General features: G+C 70.1%; 19 protein-coding genes. 7 read left to right on the top strand and 12 right to left on the bottom strand.

Features of this window, described 5'->3' with window-relative positions:
* The first annotated feature begins 11 nt into the window (after positions 1–11).
* The 4 genes from ABD204_RS09175 to ABD204_RS09160 all read left to right on the top strand — a co-directional run bounded on the left by ABD204_RS09175 (position 12) and on the right by ABD204_RS09160 (position 2,403).
* The gene (locus ABD204_RS09175) at positions 12–449 is read left to right on the top strand and encodes a TlpA family protein disulfide reductase (protein WP_194425266.1); all 438 of its coding nucleotides are present in this window, start codon (positions 12–14) and stop codon (positions 447–449) included.
* Positions 442–963, top strand: a complete 522-nt coding sequence (locus ABD204_RS09170; RefSeq protein WP_194425200.1) for a DUF4395 domain-containing protein — start codon at positions 442–444, stop codon at positions 961–963. Before ABD204_RS09175 ends, ABD204_RS09170 begins: the two co-directional genes overlap by 8 nt.
* Before the next feature lie 107 nt (positions 964–1,070).
* Positions 1,071–1,496, top strand: coding sequence for an OsmC family peroxiredoxin (locus ABD204_RS09165; RefSeq protein ID WP_194425199.1), 426 nt, complete (start codon positions 1,071–1,073; stop codon positions 1,494–1,496).
* Positions 1,489–2,403 carry a TIGR01777 family oxidoreductase gene (locus ABD204_RS09160; protein ID WP_194425270.1) on the top strand — a complete coding sequence of 305 codons (915 nt, stop codon included), beginning with the start codon at positions 1,489–1,491 and terminating at the stop codon, positions 2,401–2,403. Before ABD204_RS09165 ends, ABD204_RS09160 begins: the two co-directional genes overlap by 8 nt.
* Here ABD204_RS09160 and ABD204_RS09155 read toward each other — a convergent pair whose 3' ends face one another.
* Both ABD204_RS09155 and dapB read right to left on the bottom strand, forming a co-directional pair.
* Positions 2,404–2,850: a tetratricopeptide repeat protein gene (locus ABD204_RS09155; protein WP_194425198.1), complete on the bottom strand. Its 447-nt coding sequence runs from the start codon at positions 2,848–2,850 to the stop codon at positions 2,404–2,406. It lies immediately after the preceding gene.
* Positions 2,847–3,659, bottom strand: a complete 813-nt coding sequence (dapB, locus tag ABD204_RS09150) for a 4-hydroxy-tetrahydrodipicolinate reductase (protein WP_194425197.1) — start codon at positions 3,657–3,659, stop codon at positions 2,847–2,849. Before dapB ends, ABD204_RS09155 begins: the two co-directional genes overlap by 4 nt.
* A 56-nt stretch (positions 3,660–3,715) precedes the next feature.
* On the opposite strand from dapB, the gene ABD204_RS09145 reads away from it, so the two are divergent.
* Positions 3,716–4,183 (top strand): GNAT family N-acetyltransferase, encoded by a 468-nt coding sequence (locus ABD204_RS09145; RefSeq protein ID WP_194425196.1) that lies wholly within the window; start codon positions 3,716–3,718, stop codon positions 4,181–4,183.
* A 15-nt stretch (positions 4,184–4,198) separates the two neighbouring features.
* On the opposite strand, the gene ABD204_RS09140 is transcribed toward ABD204_RS09145, so the two are convergent.
* The 5 genes from ABD204_RS09140 to ABD204_RS09120 all read right to left on the bottom strand — a co-directional run bounded on the left by ABD204_RS09140 (position 4,199) and on the right by ABD204_RS09120 (position 11,483).
* On the bottom strand, positions 4,199–4,801 hold the full coding sequence (locus tag ABD204_RS09140) for a histidine phosphatase family protein (protein WP_194425195.1): 603 nt from the start codon (positions 4,799–4,801) through the stop codon (positions 4,199–4,201).
* A 98-nt stretch (positions 4,802–4,899) separates the two neighbouring features.
* Complete coding sequence (locus ABD204_RS09135) at positions 4,900–5,931, bottom strand: aldo/keto reductase (RefSeq protein ID WP_194425194.1); 1,032 nt, start codon at positions 5,929–5,931, stop codon at positions 4,900–4,902.
* Positions 5,932–6,135: 204 nt separating this feature from the next.
* A complete protein-coding gene (locus ABD204_RS09130) occupies positions 6,136–8,412 on the bottom strand; it encodes a polyribonucleotide nucleotidyltransferase (protein ID WP_194425193.1) in 2,277 nt (758 codons plus the stop codon).
* Positions 8,413–8,682: 270 nt separating this feature from the next.
* Positions 8,683–9,462 (bottom strand): fructosamine kinase family protein, encoded by a 780-nt coding sequence (locus ABD204_RS09125; protein ID WP_194425192.1) that lies wholly within the window; start codon positions 9,460–9,462, stop codon positions 8,683–8,685.
* A gap of 86 nt (positions 9,463–9,548) precedes the next feature.
* Positions 9,549–11,483: a GDSL-type esterase/lipase family protein gene (locus ABD204_RS09120; RefSeq protein WP_206697528.1), complete on the bottom strand. Its 1,935-nt coding sequence runs from the start codon at positions 11,481–11,483 to the stop codon at positions 9,549–9,551.
* Positions 11,484–11,662: 179 nt separating this feature from the next.
* Here ABD204_RS09120 and ABD204_RS09115 point away from each other — a divergent pair, with 179 nt between their 5' ends.
* A complete protein-coding gene (locus ABD204_RS09115; RefSeq protein ID WP_194425190.1) occupies positions 11,663–12,271 on the top strand; it encodes a DedA family protein in 609 nt (202 codons plus the stop codon).
* A gap of 27 nt (positions 12,272–12,298) precedes the next feature.
* Here the strand turns inward: ABD204_RS09115 and ABD204_RS09110 are convergent, their stop codons facing one another.
* Positions 12,299–13,486: an LLM class flavin-dependent oxidoreductase gene (locus ABD204_RS09110; protein WP_194425265.1), complete on the bottom strand. Its 1,188-nt coding sequence runs from the start codon at positions 13,484–13,486 to the stop codon at positions 12,299–12,301.
* A 134-nt stretch (positions 13,487–13,620) separates the two neighbouring features.
* Here ABD204_RS09110 and ABD204_RS09105 point away from each other — a divergent pair, with 134 nt between their 5' ends.
* Positions 13,621–14,754, top strand: coding sequence for an acyltransferase family protein (locus ABD204_RS09105; protein WP_194425189.1), 1,134 nt, complete (start codon positions 13,621–13,623; stop codon positions 14,752–14,754).
* A 94-nt stretch (positions 14,755–14,848) separates the two neighbouring features.
* On the opposite strand, the gene rpsO is transcribed toward ABD204_RS09105, so the two are convergent.
* From rpsO to ABD204_RS09085, 4 genes are all read right to left on the bottom strand, one after another.
* Positions 14,849–15,118, bottom strand: coding sequence for a 30S ribosomal protein S15 (gene rpsO, locus ABD204_RS09100; RefSeq protein ID WP_194425188.1), 270 nt, complete (start codon positions 15,116–15,118; stop codon positions 14,849–14,851).
* 154 nt (positions 15,119–15,272) lie between these two features.
* Positions 15,273–15,836 carry a YceI family protein gene (locus tag ABD204_RS09095; protein ID WP_194425187.1) on the bottom strand — a complete coding sequence of 188 codons (564 nt, stop codon included), beginning with the start codon at positions 15,834–15,836 and terminating at the stop codon, positions 15,273–15,275.
* Between the two features lie 157 nt (positions 15,837–15,993).
* Positions 15,994–16,362, bottom strand: coding sequence for an FKBP-type peptidyl-prolyl cis-trans isomerase (locus ABD204_RS09090; RefSeq protein WP_194425186.1), 369 nt, complete (start codon positions 16,360–16,362; stop codon positions 15,994–15,996).
* Positions 16,363–16,645: 283 nt separating this feature from the next.
* On the bottom strand, positions 16,646–17,878 hold the full coding sequence (locus tag ABD204_RS09085) for a PrsW family intramembrane metalloprotease (protein ID WP_194425185.1): 1,233 nt from the start codon (positions 17,876–17,878) through the stop codon (positions 16,646–16,648).
* Positions 17,879–17,925: the final 47 nt, after the last annotated feature.

Below are 17,925 nucleotides of genomic sequence, written 5' to 3'. Positions count from 1 at the left end.
CCTTGACCGTTGTGGATATCCTGCCCGCCCTGCTCGGCACCCTCGTGTTGCTCGCCGTCACCCTCGGCGCCGGCATGCTCGTGCGCGCCCGGCACGGCCGCATCCGCCGGGGGATCCCGCACGAGGTGATCCAGCCGCGGCGCTTGGGCGCCGACACGCTCGGCGAGCGCGCGACGCTGTTGCAGTTCAGCACGGAGATGTGCGCCAAGTGCCCGGGCGTGCACCGGACCCTGTCCCAGATCGCCGACGGGCACGCCGGTGTGCGCCATCTCGACGTCGATCTGACCCACCGCCCCGACATCGCCAAGCATTTCCACGTGCTGCAGACCCCGACGACCCTCATCCTCGACGCCGACGGCGCCGTCCAGTCCCGGGTCGGCGGGGTGCCCGGCCGCCACATGCTGGAACTCGAGCTGTCGCGCCTGACCGGAGACCCGGTCCGTGTCTGAACCGCCGCGTGGCATCGACCCCCGGGGGCCGCGCTTCGCGGCATCCATCACCTCTTTCCTCCTCCTGATCGATGTCTTCCTGGGTCTTTCCGGACTGTCGACAGAGCGCGGCCCGGGCACGGCGGTGGAGACCGCGACCATCACGCAGCGCGCACTGGACCCCGCGTTCCTGCTGCTGCTCGCGCTGGCGCTGTTGTTCTCGTGGGGTGTGATCTCCCCCCGCACTGCGCCGTGGGCCGTGCTCTTCCGACGCCTCGTCGCGCCGCGGCTGGCGCCTCCCACGGAGCTCGAGGACCCGCGGCCGCCCCGCTTCGCGCAGGGTGTGGGGCTCGCGGTCTCGGCCATCGGCTTGGGCCTGCACCTGGTCGGAGTGCCATGGGCCCTGCCGATCGCGGCGTCGCTGGCATTCGTCGCCGCGTTCCTCAACGCGGCATTCGGTGTATGCCTCGGGTGCGGGCTGTACCTTCTGCTGCAGCGTGCGGGCGTGGTCGGCCGGGAAGGTACCGCCCGGTGAGCGAACCGGGGTGTCAAGCCGTCGCGGCACTCTCCCCTCGCCGTTAGGCTGGCGGCGTCCGCCACCGCCGCGGGCGATCCGTCACCGCCACGAGGAACGAGGGCATCATGACTGTCACGAGCGAAGCATCCACCGCCTGGAAGGGCTCCCTCACCGACGGTGAAGGCACCGTCTCCCTGGTGTCTTCGGGGGCCGCGTCGCTTCCCGTCGATTGGAAGGCGCGCAGCGAGGGTTCCACTTCCACCACGACGCCGGAGGAACTCATCGCCGCCGCGCACGCGTCCTGCTTCAGCATGGCACTCTCCCACGCGCTGACCGGGAACGGCACTCCGCCGGAGTCGGTCGACACCACCGCATCGGTCACCTTCCAGCCCGGAACCGGGATCACCGGTAGCCACCTCAACGTCAATGCGGTCGTCCCCGGCATCACCGCAGACGACTTCGCGCGGATCGCCGACGAGGCCAAGACCGGTTGCCCCGTCTCCCAGGCCCTCGCCGGAGTCGACATCACGCTCGAGGCGACGCTTGGCTGACTCCGCCTCTCCCGGGCGCGTCGTCGTCGGCGGCGCGGGCGGCCTGATCGGCCGGGCGCTCATCGAAAGCCTCCGTGCCGACGGGCACGACGTCGTGCGGCTCGTCCGGCGTCCCGCCGCCGCGCCCGACGAGGTGGAGTGGCTGACCGACACCCGCCCGCTCGATCCGGATGTGCTCGCGGGCGCGTCCGCGGTGGTCGGTCTGAACGGCGCGAGCATCGGACGCTTCCCGTGGTCCTCGTCGTATCGCAGCACGTTGCTGTGGTCCCGCATCACGCCCACGCGGGCGATCGCACGCGCGGTGCGCGAGCTCGGCGATGACGCCCCGGCGTTCGCGTCCGCGTCCGCGGTGGGGTACTACGGTCCCTTCCCCTCCGGACGCGTCGACGAATCGGCCCCTCGCGGCGAGGCGTTCCTCGCCGACGTCTGCGGCGAATGGGAGAACGCCGCGCTGGCCGCCGGCGACCGGGCGCGGGTCTGCCTCCTGCGCACCGCACCGGTCGTCCACCCCGACGGCGTTCTGAAGCCGCTGATGCTCCTGACCCGGCTGGGATTGTCCGGACCGATCGCGCGCGGCACGCAGGTGTGGCCGTGGATCTCCCTCGACGACGAGGTTTCGGCCATCCGCCACGTCATCGATGCGGGCCTGGCCGGTCCGGTGAACGTGACCGGTCCCACCCGTGCGACCGCGAACGATCTCGGCTTCGCCCTGGCCGTGCGGATGAACCGTCCGTATCTGCTGCGCGCCCCCGCGTGGGCACTGCGGACGGTCCTCGGCCGCGACGCGGTCGAGTCGCTGCTGACCACCGACGCACACGTCGTGCCGGCGGCGCTGGAGGCGTCCGGGTTCACCTTCCGCCACCGCACGGTCGAGGACGCGGTCGAGACCGCGGTGACCGACGCCTGATCAGCTTCGGGACCCCGCCTCCAGACGGATCGCCGTGCGCACCGCCTCGCGCGCGCGGCGCCGGTCCCCGGACGCGTCATAGGCCAGTCCGAGCCGGTACCACGCGCGCCAGTCCTCCGGCGCTGCCTCCACCTCGGCCCGGAAACGCGGGAAGAGCGCATCGGCGTCCTCCCGCAGGACGCGACCGCTCGGCCGCACACCGACCGCCTCGGCCGGGAGGTCCTCGTCGGCCTCCAGTCGACGGCCGAGCTGCTCGGCACGCCACCCGAACCACAACTCTCGACCCAACCCCCATACGGCGATCGCGGGCAACACGATGAGGGCGACACCCATCCCGACACCGACGGGGTCGCCCGTGCCCAGCAGCAGCACGGCACGCCACCCGACCAGCGCGATGTAGAGCACCAGGAGCGCCGCCATCACGGCGACGCCGGCCTTGGCCTTCATACGCCGGTCGTGCGCGCCACCTGGCCGGGCACCCCACCCTCGTCGACCGGACCGTTCCCGCCGGGGTGCGGCGTTCGGATGCCGATGTCGATGAAGCTGTCGAGTCCGACCACGACACCCCGCGCGTTCAGCGCGCTCTCCAAGGCGAGGCGGATGCCGGGGGCGTAGGCCCTCGCGGGGTCGACGGTGTCGTGGGTGATCGTGAGCGACTCCCCCGGACCGGAGAGCACGACGTCCTGTTTGGCGATCACACCGGGGCGACGCAACGAGTGGATGGGCACGCTCGCGACACGCTGACCTCGCGCACGCTGATCGACGTGCGGTGACTCGACCGGTCCGACGGACGCTCGCGCGGCGGCCACGAGCTCGGCCGTGCGCACCGCGGTTCCGCTGGGCGAGTCGATCTTCGACTCGCGGTGCGCCTCGACGATCTCGATGGAGGGGAAGAAGGGCGCGGCCGCACCGGCCAGCGCCGATCCGATGACCGAGCCGAGGGAGAAGTTCGGGATGAAGACGGCTCCCGTCCCCGCCGCCTCCACCAGCGGACGCACCAGCGCGATGCGCTCCGCCGACCATCCGGAGGTACCGACGAGGACGTTGACGCCCCGCTCGACCGCCGCGCGCACCACCTCGATCGACACCGCGGGCGTCGACGCATCGACCACCAGGTCGGCGCCGTCGATGTCGCCGATGTCGGAGCGGGAGGTCAGCACGGCGTGTTCGGTGTACGCGTCGTCGGCGTTCACGATGTCGCGGATGATGCCGCCCAGTTTGCCCGTTCCACCCACGATGGCCACACGCGTCGTCATACCTCCACCGTAGCCCGCCCGCGGCGCGCCGGAGCGCACCGGGATACGCTCGGTGGATGCTGCGGATCAGCCCCGAGCCCGTCGACTCCGAAGTCTCACGCATGCTCCTGGCCGAGTACTTCGACGCACGGGCGGCCTCGTTCCCCGGACAGACCTACACCCGCACCGTCCCCGCGCCGGACGCGTTCACCGGACCGACCGGCGTCTTCGTCGTCGCCCGAGAGGACGACCGCGCCATCGGATGCGGAGGGATCCGCCGACTCGCGGGCGACTCCGACCGGACCCGCTTCGAGGTCAAGCATGTCTACATCCGGCCGCAGGGACGCGGCCGGGGATGGGGGCGCGTGCTGATGGGTGATCTCCAGGAGCGCGCACGATCGTTCGGCGCCGACGAGCTCGTCCTCGACACCCACCACACCCTCGAGGCCGCCGCGGCCCTGTACGCGGCCACCGGCTTCCAACCGATCCCGGCATACAACGACAACCCCAACGCGACGCGTTGGTACGGTAAGCCCCTCACGTGAGCCGCGCCACGATGCTCAGACGGGGTGGGACTCCGGCAGTCCCGTGCGCAGTTCCACCGGCAGATGAGCGAGGTCGTTGTGGGTCAGGAGCATCCACGGCCGCCCCTGACGCTGTGCGATGACCGTCAGACCGCAATGGGCCTGGTTCAAGGTCATCCACTTCCAGTCCGGGGCCTGGAGGATCTCGCGCACGAACCACGCGATCACGGCGTTGTGCGTGATGATCAGCTCGTGCACGTCGCCACTCTTGCGGCGCAGGAATTCGCTCACCGCGTCGGCCATCTGCGCGCGACCGGCATCGATCTCGGCGTCGGTCACGGCGCCGAAGAACGGCTCGAAGACCGTCGGGGTGTCCTCGGTCATCCCGGTCGGTACGCAATCGAACAGCAACGCCGACGGCTGCGGCGACAAGGACGGCATCCGTTCGGCGAACGCCCGCGCGGTCTCGCTGGCGCGTTCCAGCGGCGAGTGCCACACGCTGTCGAACGGCACTCCCGACAACCGGTCGGCCAACGCCGCCGCCTGCCGACGTCCACGCGGAGACAGCGGGCCGTCGATGAGGCCGTGCTCGGCATCCTGGTGCTCGCCATGCCGCACGAGATAGATGTAGTGCGTCACTTCACTCGCTCCATCGGGAAGAATTCCGCGCCGCAGGCGGGCGCCCTTCCACCCTATGTCACCCCTCCCGCACCGCAGGCGGGCAGACGGCGCGTCGGTCAGTCCGCGGCGCGGGCGATCTCGGCCAGCTGTGCGCGGCTGAGACGCACACCGACACCCTGCACCAACTCCTCGACATGCTGCGGCGCGTATGCGTTGACGATCGGAGCACTCACGAGCTTCTGCGCGAGCAGCCAGGCGACGGCGACCGCGGCGTCGGGCACTCCCAACTCGGCACCGACGGCGTCGAGCGCGCGGAGCGTGCGCGTCCCCCGCCGGTTCAGGCTCGCGGCGAGTTGCGCGCCGCGCACCGACAGCGCGCCCTTGGACCGCGTGCGGTGGCGTCCGGCGAGAAAACCGTGCTCGAGGGCGTGCGAGGGCGTGACCGCCAGCTGCTGGGCGCCCGCGATCAGCCGAAGGTCCTCGTCGAACTCGTGCCGGCGGAGGATGTTGAACGGGACATCCAGCACGGTCAGGCGCGGAAAGCCGGCGGAGGCGAGGATGCGCGCTTCGATGAGCTGGGTCGCGGTGTATCCGATCGCCCCGAGCGTGCGCGCCTTGCCCGTCTCCACGAGCCACTCGGCGGTGGCGAGGGTGTCCTCCAGCGCGGTCACCGAGTCCGCCGTCGCGTCGAGGTAGATGAGATCGACGCGGTCGGTACGCAGGCGTCCCAATGACGACTCCACGGCACGCACGAGATCGACCGGCCCGAGTCCCGGGTTGTCGGGATGCCCGCCGATGCGCACCGCGAGGACCATGTCCTCGCGCATGCCGCGCGAGTGCAGCCACTGACCGATGATGTGCTCGCTGCGGCCGCCGGAGAAACTGTCCGCGGTGTGGACCACGTTCCCACCCAACTCGGCGTACGCGTCGAGGATGCCGTGGCTCGACTCCAGATCGACGTTCCAGCCGAACTCCGAACCGCCGAGGATCAGGGGGAAGATCTCCAACCCCGACTCGCCGAGGCGATGCCGCACCCCCGCACCCACACCCGGACCCTGCACGGGAATCGGTGCCGACGGGTGGTGTCCGCGAGGTGGGACGGCGTCGATGCGCGTCGCGGCGTCGGCCCCTGCTCCGAAGAACGGCATCTCACACCCCCTCGCGATCCGACGAGGCGGGCTTCCCGCCCCTCGCGCCCCCCAGCGCGTGCTTCGAGGGTACGGCAGGCGCACGCCCGAACGGCGCTCCCCGACGACGTTGCGGTGAACTATGCATAACGCTTTCATCACGGTCGACGGCGAATGCCCGCCCCCGGAAGAGGGGACGGGCATTCGCGGCGTGATGAAAGCGGATCAGCCTTCGGCGGGCGCCTCCGGGCCGGGGTTGGCCGCAGCACGCCCTTCCTGGTCTGCGTCCTCGAGCACGGGCTCGAGCGACAGCTTGCCGCGGTCGTCGACCTTCGTGATGCGCACGAGGAGCTTCTGACCGACCGAGAGCACATCCTCGACGTTCTCGACCCGCTTGCCGCCGGCGAGCTTGCGGACCTCGCTGATGTGCAGCAGTCCGTCCTTGCCGGGCAGGAGCGAGATGAACGCACCGAAGGTCGCGATCTTCACGACCGTGCCGAGGAACTGGTCACCGACCTCGGGGTTGGTCGGGTTGGCGATCGCGTTGACCTGGGCACGCGCAGCCTCGGCGGACGGTCCGTCGGTCGCACCGATGTAGACGGTGCCGTCCTCCTCGATGGAGATGTCGGCGCCGGTCTCGTCCTGGATGCCGTTGATCGTCTTGCCCTTGGGGCCGATCAGCTCGCCGATCTTGTCGACCGGGATCTGCACGCTGATGACGCGAGGCGCCGTGGGCGCCATCTCATCCGGCGTGTCGATCGCACTGTTGAGCACGTTGAGGATCGTCAGGCGCGCGTCCTTGGCCTGGGTCAAGGCGGCCGACAACACCGACGACGGGATGCCGTCGAGCTTGGTGTCGAGCTGGATCGCCGTGACGAACTCGCTCGTCCCGGCCACCTTGAAGTCCATGTCACCGAGGGCGTCCTCGGCACCGAGGATGTCGGTCAGCGCGGCGTAGCGCGTCTGCCCGTCGACCTCGTCCGAGACCAGACCCATGGCGATACCGGCGACCGGGGCGCGCAGCGGCACACCGGCGTTCAGCAGCGACAGCGTCGAGGCGCACACCGAGCCCATCGAGGTCGAGCCGTTGGACCCGAGTGCCTCGGAGACCTGGCGGATCGCGTAAGGGAACTCCTCGCGGCTGGGCAGCACCGGCACGAGGGCGCGCTCGGCGAGGAAGCCGTGCCCGATCTCGCGACGCTTCGGGCTTCCCACCCGGCCGGTTTCACCGGTCGAGTACGGCGGGAAGTTGTAGTGGTGCATGTAGCGCTTGCTGGTCGTGGGCGACAGCGAGTCGATCTGCTGCTCCATCTTGAGCATGTTCAGCGTGGTGACACCCATGATCTGGGTCTCGCCGCGTTGGAAGATCGCCGAACCGTGGACGCGCGGGATGACCTGCACCTCGGCGTCGAGCGGACGGATGTCGGCCAGGCCACGACCATCGATGCGCACGCCTTCGGTGAGGATGCGGCTACGCACGATGAGCTTCGTGACCGACTTGTACGCCGCGGAGAATTCCAGCGGCGCCGCGGCGGGCAGTTCGCCCGCCTCGGTGGCGGCGATGACCTCGGCCTTGACACGCTCCTTGATGGCGTCGTCGGCGTTCTGGCGCTCCTGCTTGTCGGCGATCTGGTAGACGCCCACGAGCTCCTCGTAGGCGCGACCGGCGACGAAGTCGTAGACCTCGGAGGTGTACGGCGGGAAGACCGGGTAGTCCTGGATCTCCTTCGCCGCGGTGCTCGCGACCTTGTTCTGTGCCTCGACCAGCTGGGTGATGAACGGCTTGGCCGCTTCAAGGCCCTCCGCGACGACCTCTTCGCTGGGCTTGACGGCGCCGCCCTTGATGAGGTTCCAGCTCTTCTCGGTGGCTTCGGCTTCGACCATCATGATCGCGACCTCGCCGTCGGGCAGCACCCGGCCGGCGACGATCAGGTCGAACACGGCGTCCTCGAGCTGCTCGGCCTTGGGGAACGCGACCCACTGGTCGGCGTTGCCCCCCTGACCGGGGATGAGCGCCAGACGCACACCCGCGATGGGGCCCGAGAACGGCAGACCCGAGATCTGGGTCGACAGCGACGCGGCGTTGATGGCCAGGGCGTCGTAGAACTCGCCCGGCGCGATCGAGAGCACGGTCACGACGATCTGGACCTCGTTGCGCAGCCCCGCCACGAACGAGGGGCGCAGCGGACGGTCGATCAGACGGCAGACGAGGATCGCCTCGGTCGAGGGGCGGCCTTCACGACGGAAGAACGACCCGGGGATCTTTCCGGCGGCGTAGGAGCGCTCCTCGACGTCGACGGTCAGCGGGAAGAAGTCGAAGCCTTCGCGCGGGTGCTTGCCCGCGCTGGTGGCCGACAGCAGCATGGTCTCGTCGTCCAGGTAGGCGGCGACCGAACCCTGCGCCTGCTGGGCGAGGCGGCCGGTCTCGAACCGGACGGTGCGGGTGCCGAAGCGGCCGTTGTCGAGGACGGCTTCGGCTGCGGTGATTTCAGGACCTTCCAAGAGGTCTCTCCTTCTTTGTTTAGACTCGCGGGCGCGTTTCGCCGGCGAGATCGTGCGAAGGAGCAGGAACAGGCAGATCTCAGCGCGCGGCGAAGCCGCGTGTGCGCCAGCACTGGTCACCAGTCGAAGATCACCGATCGCGGCATCCGCGTGATCGGGAACCCACCACAGGGGACCAGCTTCCTGCCGGCCTGCTCCGTGAGCTCATATGGAGTTGAGCGGTGCCACATGGGCAACCTCGTCGAGCCTATCAGCGCACGGCCGTGGGACCTAGGAACCCCCGCACAGCGCCACCGTGCGGCGGGCCGCATCGGCCAGTGCGGCACCGTACGCGGGACCGTGGCCGACCGCGTGCACGGCGAGCGGGTGCAGCTGGTGCACCGGGATGCGCTGGACCCACCCGTCACGCAGCGGGTGGGTGATCCGATACCCCTCGACGACCTCCTCCAGGTACGGGAACCCGAACAGCTCGAGCATCGCCAGGTCGGTCTCACGGTGGCCGCCGTGGGCGGCCGGGTCGATGAGAACGACACCGTCGGGCGAGAACAGCACGTTGCCGTTCCAGAGATCGCCGTGCAGGCGCGCGGGCGGATCATCGTCGTCGAACGCGCCCTCGGCGATCACCGCGCACGCCCGCTCGACGATCGGGACGTGTTCGGCCGCCAGGTTCCCCGCATCCACGGCCGGCCGCAGGAACGCCTCCACACGATCACGGGCGTAGAAGGCCCCCCACCTCGCCTCGGCCGCCGACGCCTGTGGGAGACGGCCGATGTAGATCGGTCCCTCCCACCCCGCCGGTGGCGCGCCGAAAGCCGTGGCGCCGGCCGCATGGGTCTCGGCGAGCGCGGCGCCGAATGCGCGCGCGGAGGCCCGGTCCGCCGGCGCCGACGGGATGCGCTCGAGTCGGATGCGGGTCGCGGTCACCTCGCGCACGCGCGCGATCCTCACGCCGCCACGCGCCTCGGCGTCCCGCAGCCAACGCAGCCCGGCGGCCTCGGCTTGGAAGAACCTCGGCGGCGCACCCTCCCGCTCCTTGACGACATCGCGCATCCCGCCATGCGACCACACCCGCGGGCGCGTGTCCAGCGGCGCCCGGCGGCCACCCGGCCGTCCCTCGCGCCACCGATGCGCGGGCCTCAGCCGCTGGTTTGGCGCTGCCGGGCACCGGTGCCGCCGCGGCCGATCTGGATGAGACCGGTGTGCTTGGCGACCAACCCGTCACCGGCCGTGCGCCCCCGCATGCGTCGCCAGATCCACGGCAGGGCGTCACGCCGCAGCCACGTCCCGGAAAGGACGGGGTCATTGTCGGCGTGGAGCGCGGCATCGAGACCACCGAGCGTCTCGGCGTCGGGTACCCCGAGCGCGTCCGCGGCGCGATAGGCCACGAATCGATGACCCCGACTGCGCAGATGGACCTTGTCGGCGGCGTACATCTCCAAGTCGCCGATGGCCGGCAACGCCTCCAGATCGAGGAGGATCGCGCCGGTTTCTGCGGCGATGCGACGCAACTCGCTGTTGAACGCGGCGAAGCGCTTCGCGAAGAGCATCGCGGCGCGCCGACGCGGGAGGAAGGGCGTGACCAGGAGCACATCGGCCCCGGCGGCACGCAGCGCGCGCACGGCGTCTTCGACCTCACGGGCGAGGGCGACGGGCTCGCCGCGACCGGAGACGAGGTCGTTGGACCCCATGAGGATCGACACGAGGTCGGGTTTGAGCGCCAGCGCCTGCGGCAGCTGCTCGTCGGTCAGGTGACGCACCCGCCGACTCCGCACGGCCAGATTGGCGTAGTGGAAGGGACTGTCCCCGCCGCCGGCGTAAGCGAGCAGCTCCGCGAGGCGATCCGCCCACCCGCGGTACTCCCCCGCCGCCATCCGCGACGAGTCGCACAGGCCCTCGGTGAGCGAGTCGCCGAGGGCCACGTACCGCCTCCAGCGGGGCGCACGTGCCGCCACCTTCGGCGCCCAGGGTCGCGTGGCGGCGCGGGCCAGCAGGCGATCGTCGATGGCCCGCAGGGTGCGCGCCTCGGCGTAGTGCGCCTCGAGGGTCGAGACCATCGCCTCCCAGGAACGTTCGCGGACCGACTCGTGCGCGGCGGCCGCGAACGCGTCACGCTTCGCCGCGTCTCCGGTGAGGTCCGCCACACGGGCGCGCAGGTCGTCGAGGTCGCCCGGGCGGTAGAGCCATCCGTCGATGCTGGAGCGCACGAGGTCGACCGGGCCTCCGGTGCCGGTGGCGACCACGGGCACGCCGCTGGCCAACGCCTCCTGGATGGTCTGACCGAACGTCTCGCTCTCGCCGGGATGGACGAACACGTCGAAACTCGCGAGTGCCTCCCCCAGAGCGGCGCCGGACAGGTGTCCGGTGAACACCGCCCGAGGCATGGTGCGCTCGAGCGAGGGCCGCGACGGACCGTCCCCGACGATCACGACACGCACCCCCGGCAGGTCTGCCAACACACGGAGGTCCTCGACCTGCTTCTCCGGGGCCAGTCGTCCCACGTAGCCGACGATCGTCTCGCCGGGGGCGACCAGCTGTCGCCATGCGTCGCTGCGCCGGTCGGGCCGGAACGCCGTCGTGTCGACGCCACGCCCCCACAGTCGGATGCGGTCCACGCCGAGCTGCTCGAGCTGTGTGCGCGACGACGTCGACGGCGCGAGGTTCAGTGTCGCCCGGCGGTGCAGACGGCTGACGTGGCCGGCGACGAGCGAGGTGGCCTGCGGAAGCCCGTACTTCTGGGCGTAGGCGACCACATCGGTCTGGTAGACCGCGACGGTCGGGATCTTGAGGGCATCCGCGGCGGCGATGCCTTGCCAGCCGAGCACGAACGGCGAGGCCAGGTGCACGACATCCGGTGCGAACTCGCGCAGGAGACCCGTGAGGGTCGCGGCGCGGGCGAACACGACGCGCACGTCGGGATAGGAGGGAAGAGGGACCGAACGCATCAGAGCCGTACGGGCGCCGTGCAGATCCGCGTCGACCTCCCCCGCCCGGGGGGCGATCACGAGCGTCTCGTGCCCGTGGTCGGAGAGGTGGCGCAGCACGTGGAGGACAGAACCGGTGACACCGTTCATGTGCGGGAGGAAAGATTCCGCAAGGATCGCGACTCTCACGTCTCCAGAGTGAGGGTCCGGGCCGCACCGTGCGCACCGGCGCGGCCCTCGTCGCCGACTGTTCACCCGATGCACCGTGCCAGGTCACCGGACCGTCGGTGTTCCGTCGCCGTTCACCCTCGGCTGGTACTCCTCGAGGCGTGCTCGACGACCTGCTGGTGCAGCTCGCGGGGAGCCCATGGGCGCTTCCCCTGCTGTTCGTCCTCGTGGTGGGCGACGCGTTCCTGGTCGTCATCCCCGGCGAGGCGTCGGTCACCGCGTTCGGCGCCCTCGCGATCTCGATCGGACACCCGCCGATCCCCACGGTCATCGGTGTCGCGGCCGCGGCCGCGTTCGCCGGAGACGCCGCGCTCTACGCCATCGGTCGCTGCGTCGGGGTCGATCGGTGGCGGTGGATGCGCGCCCGGCGTGTACGGGCGGCGATGTCGTGGGCGAACCGCCGGCTGGAGCGCAGTATGGCGGCCATCGTCTTCACGGCCCGGTTCATCCCCTTCGCCAGACTCGCGGTGAATCTCACCGCCGGCGCCTCGGGGGTACCCGCCACCCGGTTCCTCCCCGTCGCGGCGGTCGCGGCGACCGGCTGGGCCGCCTATCAGGCGTTCGTCGGCGCCGCCGTGGCACTGCTGCTGCCCGGCGGGCCCGTGGTCGCCGTGCTCGTCTCGATCCTCATCGCCCTTCTCCTGGGCACCGCGGTCGACCTCGCCTCCCGGCGGCATCGCCCCACGAAGAACAACGGCCCGTCGCCCTGACGGTCGCGCCGCGGGCGCCGCGCACCCTCATGCGTCGGATCGCCGCGCGGCGACCCCGAAGGCCGATCCCTGTCCGGTGGCGGAGGGACGTGGCCCGGCCGGGTCGTCGCGGCGCTCCGCCGGAGGGCGCGTCTCGCGCGCACCCTCCGCGGCGGCCACCCGCGCGGCGTGGGTGGGTGCGTCGGGCACGGCCGGCGGGCGGTTCTGCGCAAGCTCCCGCCGCAGCACCGGTACGACCTCTCCGCCCAGGAGGTCGAGCTGCTCGAGCACGGTCTTCAGCGGCAGACCGGCGTGGTCCATCAGGAACAACTGACGCTGGTAGTCGCCGTAGTGCTCGCGCATCCCCGCATAGCGGTCGATCACCTGCTGCGGGGATCCGACCGTGAGCGGGGTCATCTCACTGAAGTCCTCGAGGGAGGGACCGTGGCCGTACACCGGCGCGTTGTCGAAGTACGGCCGGAATTCGCGCACGGCGTCCTGCGACCGTGCACGCATGAACGCCTGACCCCCCAGACCCACGATGGCCTGCTCGGGCGTGCCGTGGCCGTGGTCGGCGTAGCGCCGTCGGTACAGCGCGATCAGGCGCTGATAGTGCTCCTTCGGCCAGAAGATGTTGTTCGCGAAGAAACCGTCGCCGTAGGAAGCGGCCTGCTCGGCGATCTCCGGTGTGCGGATCGAACCGTGCCACACGAACGGGGCGATGCCGTCCAACGGCCGGGGCGTCGCGGTGAAGCCCTGCAACGGGGTGCGGAAGCGCCCTTCCCAGTCGACGACGTCCTCGCGCCACAACCGGTGCAGCAACGCGTAGTTCTCGACCGCCAGCGGAAGGCCCTCGCGGATGTCCTTGCCGAACCACGGGTACACCGGAGCGGTGTTGCCGCGGCCGAGCATCAGGTCGACGCGCCCGCCGGACAGGTGCTGCAGCATCGCGAAGTCCTCGGCGATCTTGACCGGGTCATTGGTCGTGATCAGCGTCGTCGCCGTCGAGAGCACGAGCCGGTCGGTCTGCGCGGCGATGTAGGCGAGGGTGGTGGTGGGCGAGGACGACCAGAACGGCGGATTGTGGTGCTCACCGAGCGCGAAGACGTCGAGCCCGACCTCCTCGGCGTGCCGGGCGATGGCGAGGGTGTCGCGGATGCGTTCGGCTTCACCGGGAGTGCGCCCGGTGGTGGGGTCTGCGGTGATGTCGCTCACCGTGAAGATGCCGAACTGCATCCCGCTTCCCGTCGCGTCCGCCACGATGTCTCCCCTCTTGGACCCGGATCAGCTCCAGTGTATGCAAATGAATATACCTTGTGGAAACATGCGTCGCCCCACACTATTCCCGGGGGTAGGGTGACCTTCTCGATATGAGCGACACCACTGCACCCCCGCCCGCGGGGACCGGAACCGTCCGCACCCCGGCCGCGAAGCAACGCGTGCCCTTCTGGGACAACGCGCGCTTGGCCTGCATCGTCCTGGTGGTGCTGGGCCACTCCATTCAGCGGCTGACCTACGACTCCGACATCGCGCTCGGGCTGTATCTGCTGGTGTACGCGTTCCATATGCCGGCGTTCGCCCTGATCTCCGGGTACTTCTCGAAGTCCGACCCTCCCGGCAGAGGTCAGATGGTGCGGGTGATCACCGACATCGTGTTGCCCTACCTGGTGTTCGAGGGACTGTGGACCGTCACCAAACTGCTCGTGGAGGGCCGCGCCGACCCGAACATCACCAAGCCGTCGTGGACGCTCTGGTTCCTGCTCGCTCTCGCGATCTTCCGGCTCGTCCTGCCCTACCTGGCCCTCCTGCGATGGCCGTTGCTGTGGACCCTGCTGATCAGCATCGGCGCCGGCTATCTGCCGAACATCGACTCGACGTTCTCCCTGTCGCGCACGCTCGGCCTGCTGCCGTTCTTCACCCTCGGGTGGTGGGTCCACGAACACCGACTCGTCGAACGGTTCGCCCTCCTGCGGACCCGCTGGTGGTTGACCGCGGCATCCGCGGTGACGTTCGTGGTCGCCGGCTGGTCCGCGTGGTACTTCCTCGACATCTGGCAGGCCATGGAACTGCGTCAGTGGCTCTTCTACGACGACGACTACGCCTCCATCGGCCAGACCGGGTGGTGGGCCGGAGGCGTCCGCCTTCTTCTCATGCTCGTCGCCCTCCTCCTCAGCATCGCGTTCTTCAGCCTGGTTCCGCGTGAGGGGCACCGTTGGACCCACTTCGGCCAGTACACGATGTACGTCTATCTGCTGCACTCGTTCGTGCTCTACCCATTCCGCGAATCGGGCGTGCTGCGCGGGCTCGACCCGACCTGGCTGTGGCTGCCGATCGTCGTGGTCGCCTCGGTCCTGATCTCCCTCGCACTGGCGACCTCGCCGGTTCGGCGCGTGTTCCGCCCGCTGGTCGAGCCACGCCCGGCCTGGCTGTTCGCCGACCCCTCGCTGGCCACGGTGGGGCGCCGCGACGATCCGACCGGGTCGCGGCGCACGCCCGGCGACTGAGACGGCACCCCTTCCCGCACGCCTCCGGAAGGCACGACGAAGGGCCGCCCACACCGTGGACGGCCCTTCGGGAAGACGATTGAACGCGGTGGCGTTATCGGCGCAGGCCCAGGCGCGCGATCAGCGCGCGGTAACGCTCGATGTCGACGTCCTGGAGGTAGCCGAGCAGGCGACGACGCTGACCGACGAGCAGGAACAGACCACGACGCGAGTGGTGGTCGTGCTTGTGTCCCTTGAGGTGCTCGGTGAGGTCGGTGATCCGTCGCGTCATCAGCGCCACCTGCACCTCGGGGGATCCGGTGTCACCGGGGTGCGTCGCGTACTCTTCGATGATCGCCTTCTTGACGTCTGCTTCCAGTGCCATAAAGTGATCCCCTCTCTGCTTGTTGCGCGGTGCCCGACGCCGTCTGCGTGAGCTCTCTTTATCCGCGGCCGATCCAACGGCAACCGCAACAGTCTACCAGCGCCACGCGCCCTGCGGCGACACCGGAGCGCGAACCGGCACCGCCCCGTGGTGGTCAGTTCTGCTGCAGCGCACCCTGCAGGTCGAGGGTGATCGTGACATCCTTGCCGACGAGGACCCCGCCGGTCTCGAGGGCCGCGTTCCACGTCAGACCGAATTCCTCGCGGTCGATGACCGTCTTGGCGGTCGCGCCGGCCTTGTAGGTACCCCACGGGTCGGTGCCGAATCCGCCGAACTCGACCTCGAAGGTCACCGGCTTGGCGACCCCGCGGATGGTCAGGTCGCCGTCGACGAGGAAGTCGCCACCGTCCGCGCGCACACCGGTGGAGACGAAGTCGATCGTCGGGAAGGCCGCGACGTCGAAGAAGTCCGCCGACCTGAGGTGGTTGTCACGCCCCTCTTCGCCGGTGTCGATCGAAGCGACGTCGACCGACGCGGTCAGCGACACGTCGAGGGGGTTCGCGGGAGCGGTGATGGTCGCGCTCTTGACGCCGAAGGAGCCGCGCACCTTCGAGATCATCATGTGACGCACCGAGAAGGTCACTTCGCTGTGGGAGGGGTCGAGTACCCAGGTCCCTGCCTTGTAGCCGGGAACCTCGATCGTGGTGGTGTCGGTCATCGTCATCCTTCGTGTCGGTCGGTGAGGCCGTCACCGCGACGGCTCGAGAAGGTCAACGCACCGGTCGCCGCTATCTATTCCCGTGAATGCAAAAAAGATCTCCGAAGACGCAGAACGGGGCGGACGCCACGCGCCCGCCCCGTTCTCGACGATGTGGTCAGCCGACCTGCACGAGGTCGATCACGAAGATGAGGGTCTTGCCGCCCAGGAAGTGGCCGCCCGCCGGGCCGTAGGCCAGGTGCGGCGGGATGACCAGCTCGCGACGACCACCGGCCTTCATGCCCGGGATACCGTCCTGCCAGCCTTGGATGAGTCCGCGCAACGGGAACTGGATCGTCTCGCCGCGGTTCCACGACGAGTCGAACTCCTCACCGGTCTCGTACTCGACCCCGACGTAATGGACGGTGACGGTGTCGCCGGCCTTGGCCTCGGCGCCGTCCCCGACGATGATGTCGCGAACGACGAGCTCCGCGGGTGCCGGCCCCTGAGGCGCGTCGATCTCGGGCTTGGTGCGGTCTGCAGTCATGACTCCATCCAAACACGTCGACGGCCCTCGTGCGCCACCCCGTGTCCCTGTCGACGACGCAGGAGATTCTCGACCCGGTTTCGACCGATGCCCTCTTCCCGTGCGGCGGCGAGGGATGCCCCTGCACCCCCACGGCGAGGGTGACCACACCGGCTCTTGACACCTCTGCCGCCCGGGTGCATGCTGAGGCCAACGACCAACTCAGCGCTCGGGAGACACGCAGGCATTGCCGCGGCACCGGGCGCTGAGTCTTGTGTGAGGCGGGTCCGTCACGAGGGGCCGATCACGGCGCGAACATCGCCGCGCGCGCCGCGGTCGTGCGCTCCAGAAGAGCGTGCTCGTCATGCACCGCGTGCGGGTCGCGCCCGCTGATCGCCCGCTGGCGTGCGGCGGCGAGCGCCGTTGCATCTGCGATGAACCCCTTCATCAGCTCGGTGCGGTCACCGCGCAGCGAGCCCGCCCACGCGAGCGCCGCCTTCCGGCCACGCCCGGTGGCGAGCATGTCCACCTCCTGCTCGGTGAACCACCCCGCGGCGGCGTACTCGGCCAGCCGTGTGCGGGTGAGTCGGGCCTCCTCCCGGCGCAGCGCGACGAGCCCGAGGATGAACAGCGCGAACAACGGCACCTGAAGCGTCAGGTAGAGCGCGAAGAAGTCCCCGAACACCGCGGAGCCGTTCCAGAACGCGTGGAGCACGATCGCCCCCGCCATGCCGAGCAGCCACGGACCGAACGCCGCACCGGCCCGCGCGCCGCGACGGGCGGCGAGTCCGAGCGCGAATCCTGTCACGCTCGTGAACATCACGTGCGCGAACGGCGAGAGGATGCCGCGCACGAAGAAGGTGGCGGTGGTGTCTGCGGCACCGCCCTCGATGTAGCTGAGGGCGAAGTACTGGATGTTCTCGGTGAACGCGAACCCGGCCCCCACGAGCGCCCCGTAGACGATGCCGTCGACGGGACCGTCGAACGCGCGCCGGGCACTGAGGAAGATGACGTACACACCGAGCCCCTTCGCGACCTCCTCCACCACGGGGGCCTGCAACACGGGCGAGACGACGGTGGCGACGAAATCGGAGTCCGGCCCGAACGCGGACAACAGCAAGAGATCGAACCCGAGCGTGATCCCGATCGCGACGAAAGCCCCCCAGGCCAGGGCGGCCACCACGAGCCCGACGGGCTCCGGTTCCCACCGATCGATCACGCGGACCGCGAACAGCACGACCGCCAACGGCACCAAGGCCAGGACCATCCCGATCAGCGACGCCGACGGCCCGATGGCATTGAGGAAGTAGCCCACCACGGCGACGGCGACCAGCACGACCAGACCCGACACCCACAGCGGAGCCGAGCGACCCCACCGCGCCGACACCGCCGGTCGCCGACCGAACGCGTGCGCCGGGGCATCGGCACGGGGAATGGCCGCCCCGGGGACGACCTCGGGCTGCTCGAACGGCGAATGGAACGGGGGCGGCGTCAGCGAGGGGCGCGACGGATCCGACGACGGCGCGGAGGGCGACATGAGATCAGCCTACGGGCGTGCCCGACACGACAGCCCTCGGCGATAGC

The sequence above is a fragment of the Microbacterium aquimaris genome (genome assembly GCF_039531285.1).
In the GTDB taxonomy this organism is placed as follows: Bacteria; Actinomycetota; Actinomycetes; order Actinomycetales; family Microbacteriaceae; genus Microbacterium; species Microbacterium aquimaris.
This window is presented reverse-complemented; position numbering and strand designations above follow the sequence as displayed.

What these genes read in the sequence shown, in the direction of transcription:
- ABD204_RS09165 (WP_194425199.1), top strand. Translation starts at nt 1,071, where the DNA reads ATGACTGTCACGAGCGAAGCATCCACCGCCTGGAAGGGCTCCCTCACC.
- ABD204_RS09155 (WP_194425198.1), bottom strand. Translation starts at nt 2,850, where the DNA reads ATGAAGGCCAAGGCCGGCGTCGCCGTGATGGCGGCGCTCCTGGTGCTC.
- dapB (WP_194425197.1), bottom strand. Translation starts at nt 3,659, where the DNA reads ATGACGACGCGTGTGGCCATCGTGGGTGGAACGGGCAAACTGGGCGGC.
- ABD204_RS09145 (WP_194425196.1), top strand. Translation starts at nt 3,716, where the DNA reads ATGCTGCGGATCAGCCCCGAGCCCGTCGACTCCGAAGTCTCACGCATG.
- ABD204_RS09135 (WP_194425194.1), bottom strand. Translation starts at nt 5,931, where the DNA reads ATGCCGTTCTTCGGAGCAGGGGCCGACGCCGCGACGCGCATCGACGCC.
- ABD204_RS09125 (WP_194425192.1), bottom strand. Translation starts at nt 9,462, where the DNA reads ATGCGCGATGTCGTCAAGGAGCGGGAGGGTGCGCCGCCGAGGTTCTTC.
- ABD204_RS09120 (WP_206697528.1), bottom strand. Translation starts at nt 11,483, where the DNA reads ATGAACGGTGTCACCGGTTCTGTCCTCCACGTGCTGCGCCACCTCTCC.
- ABD204_RS09110 (WP_194425265.1), bottom strand. Translation starts at nt 13,486, where the DNA reads ATGCAGTTCGGCATCTTCACGGTGAGCGACATCACCGCAGACCCCACC.
- ABD204_RS09105 (WP_194425189.1), top strand. Translation starts at nt 13,621, where the DNA reads ATGAGCGACACCACTGCACCCCCGCCCGCGGGGACCGGAACCGTCCGC.
- rpsO (WP_194425188.1), bottom strand. Translation starts at nt 15,118, where the DNA reads ATGGCACTGGAAGCAGACGTCAAGAAGGCGATCATCGAAGAGTACGCG.
- ABD204_RS09095 (WP_194425187.1), bottom strand. Translation starts at nt 15,836, where the DNA reads ATGACCGACACCACCACGATCGAGGTTCCCGGCTACAAGGCAGGGACC.
- ABD204_RS09090 (WP_194425186.1), bottom strand. Translation starts at nt 16,362, where the DNA reads ATGACTGCAGACCGCACCAAGCCCGAGATCGACGCGCCTCAGGGGCCG.
- ABD204_RS09085 (WP_194425185.1), bottom strand. Translation starts at nt 17,878, where the DNA reads ATGTCGCCCTCCGCGCCGTCGTCGGATCCGTCGCGCCCCTCGCTGACG.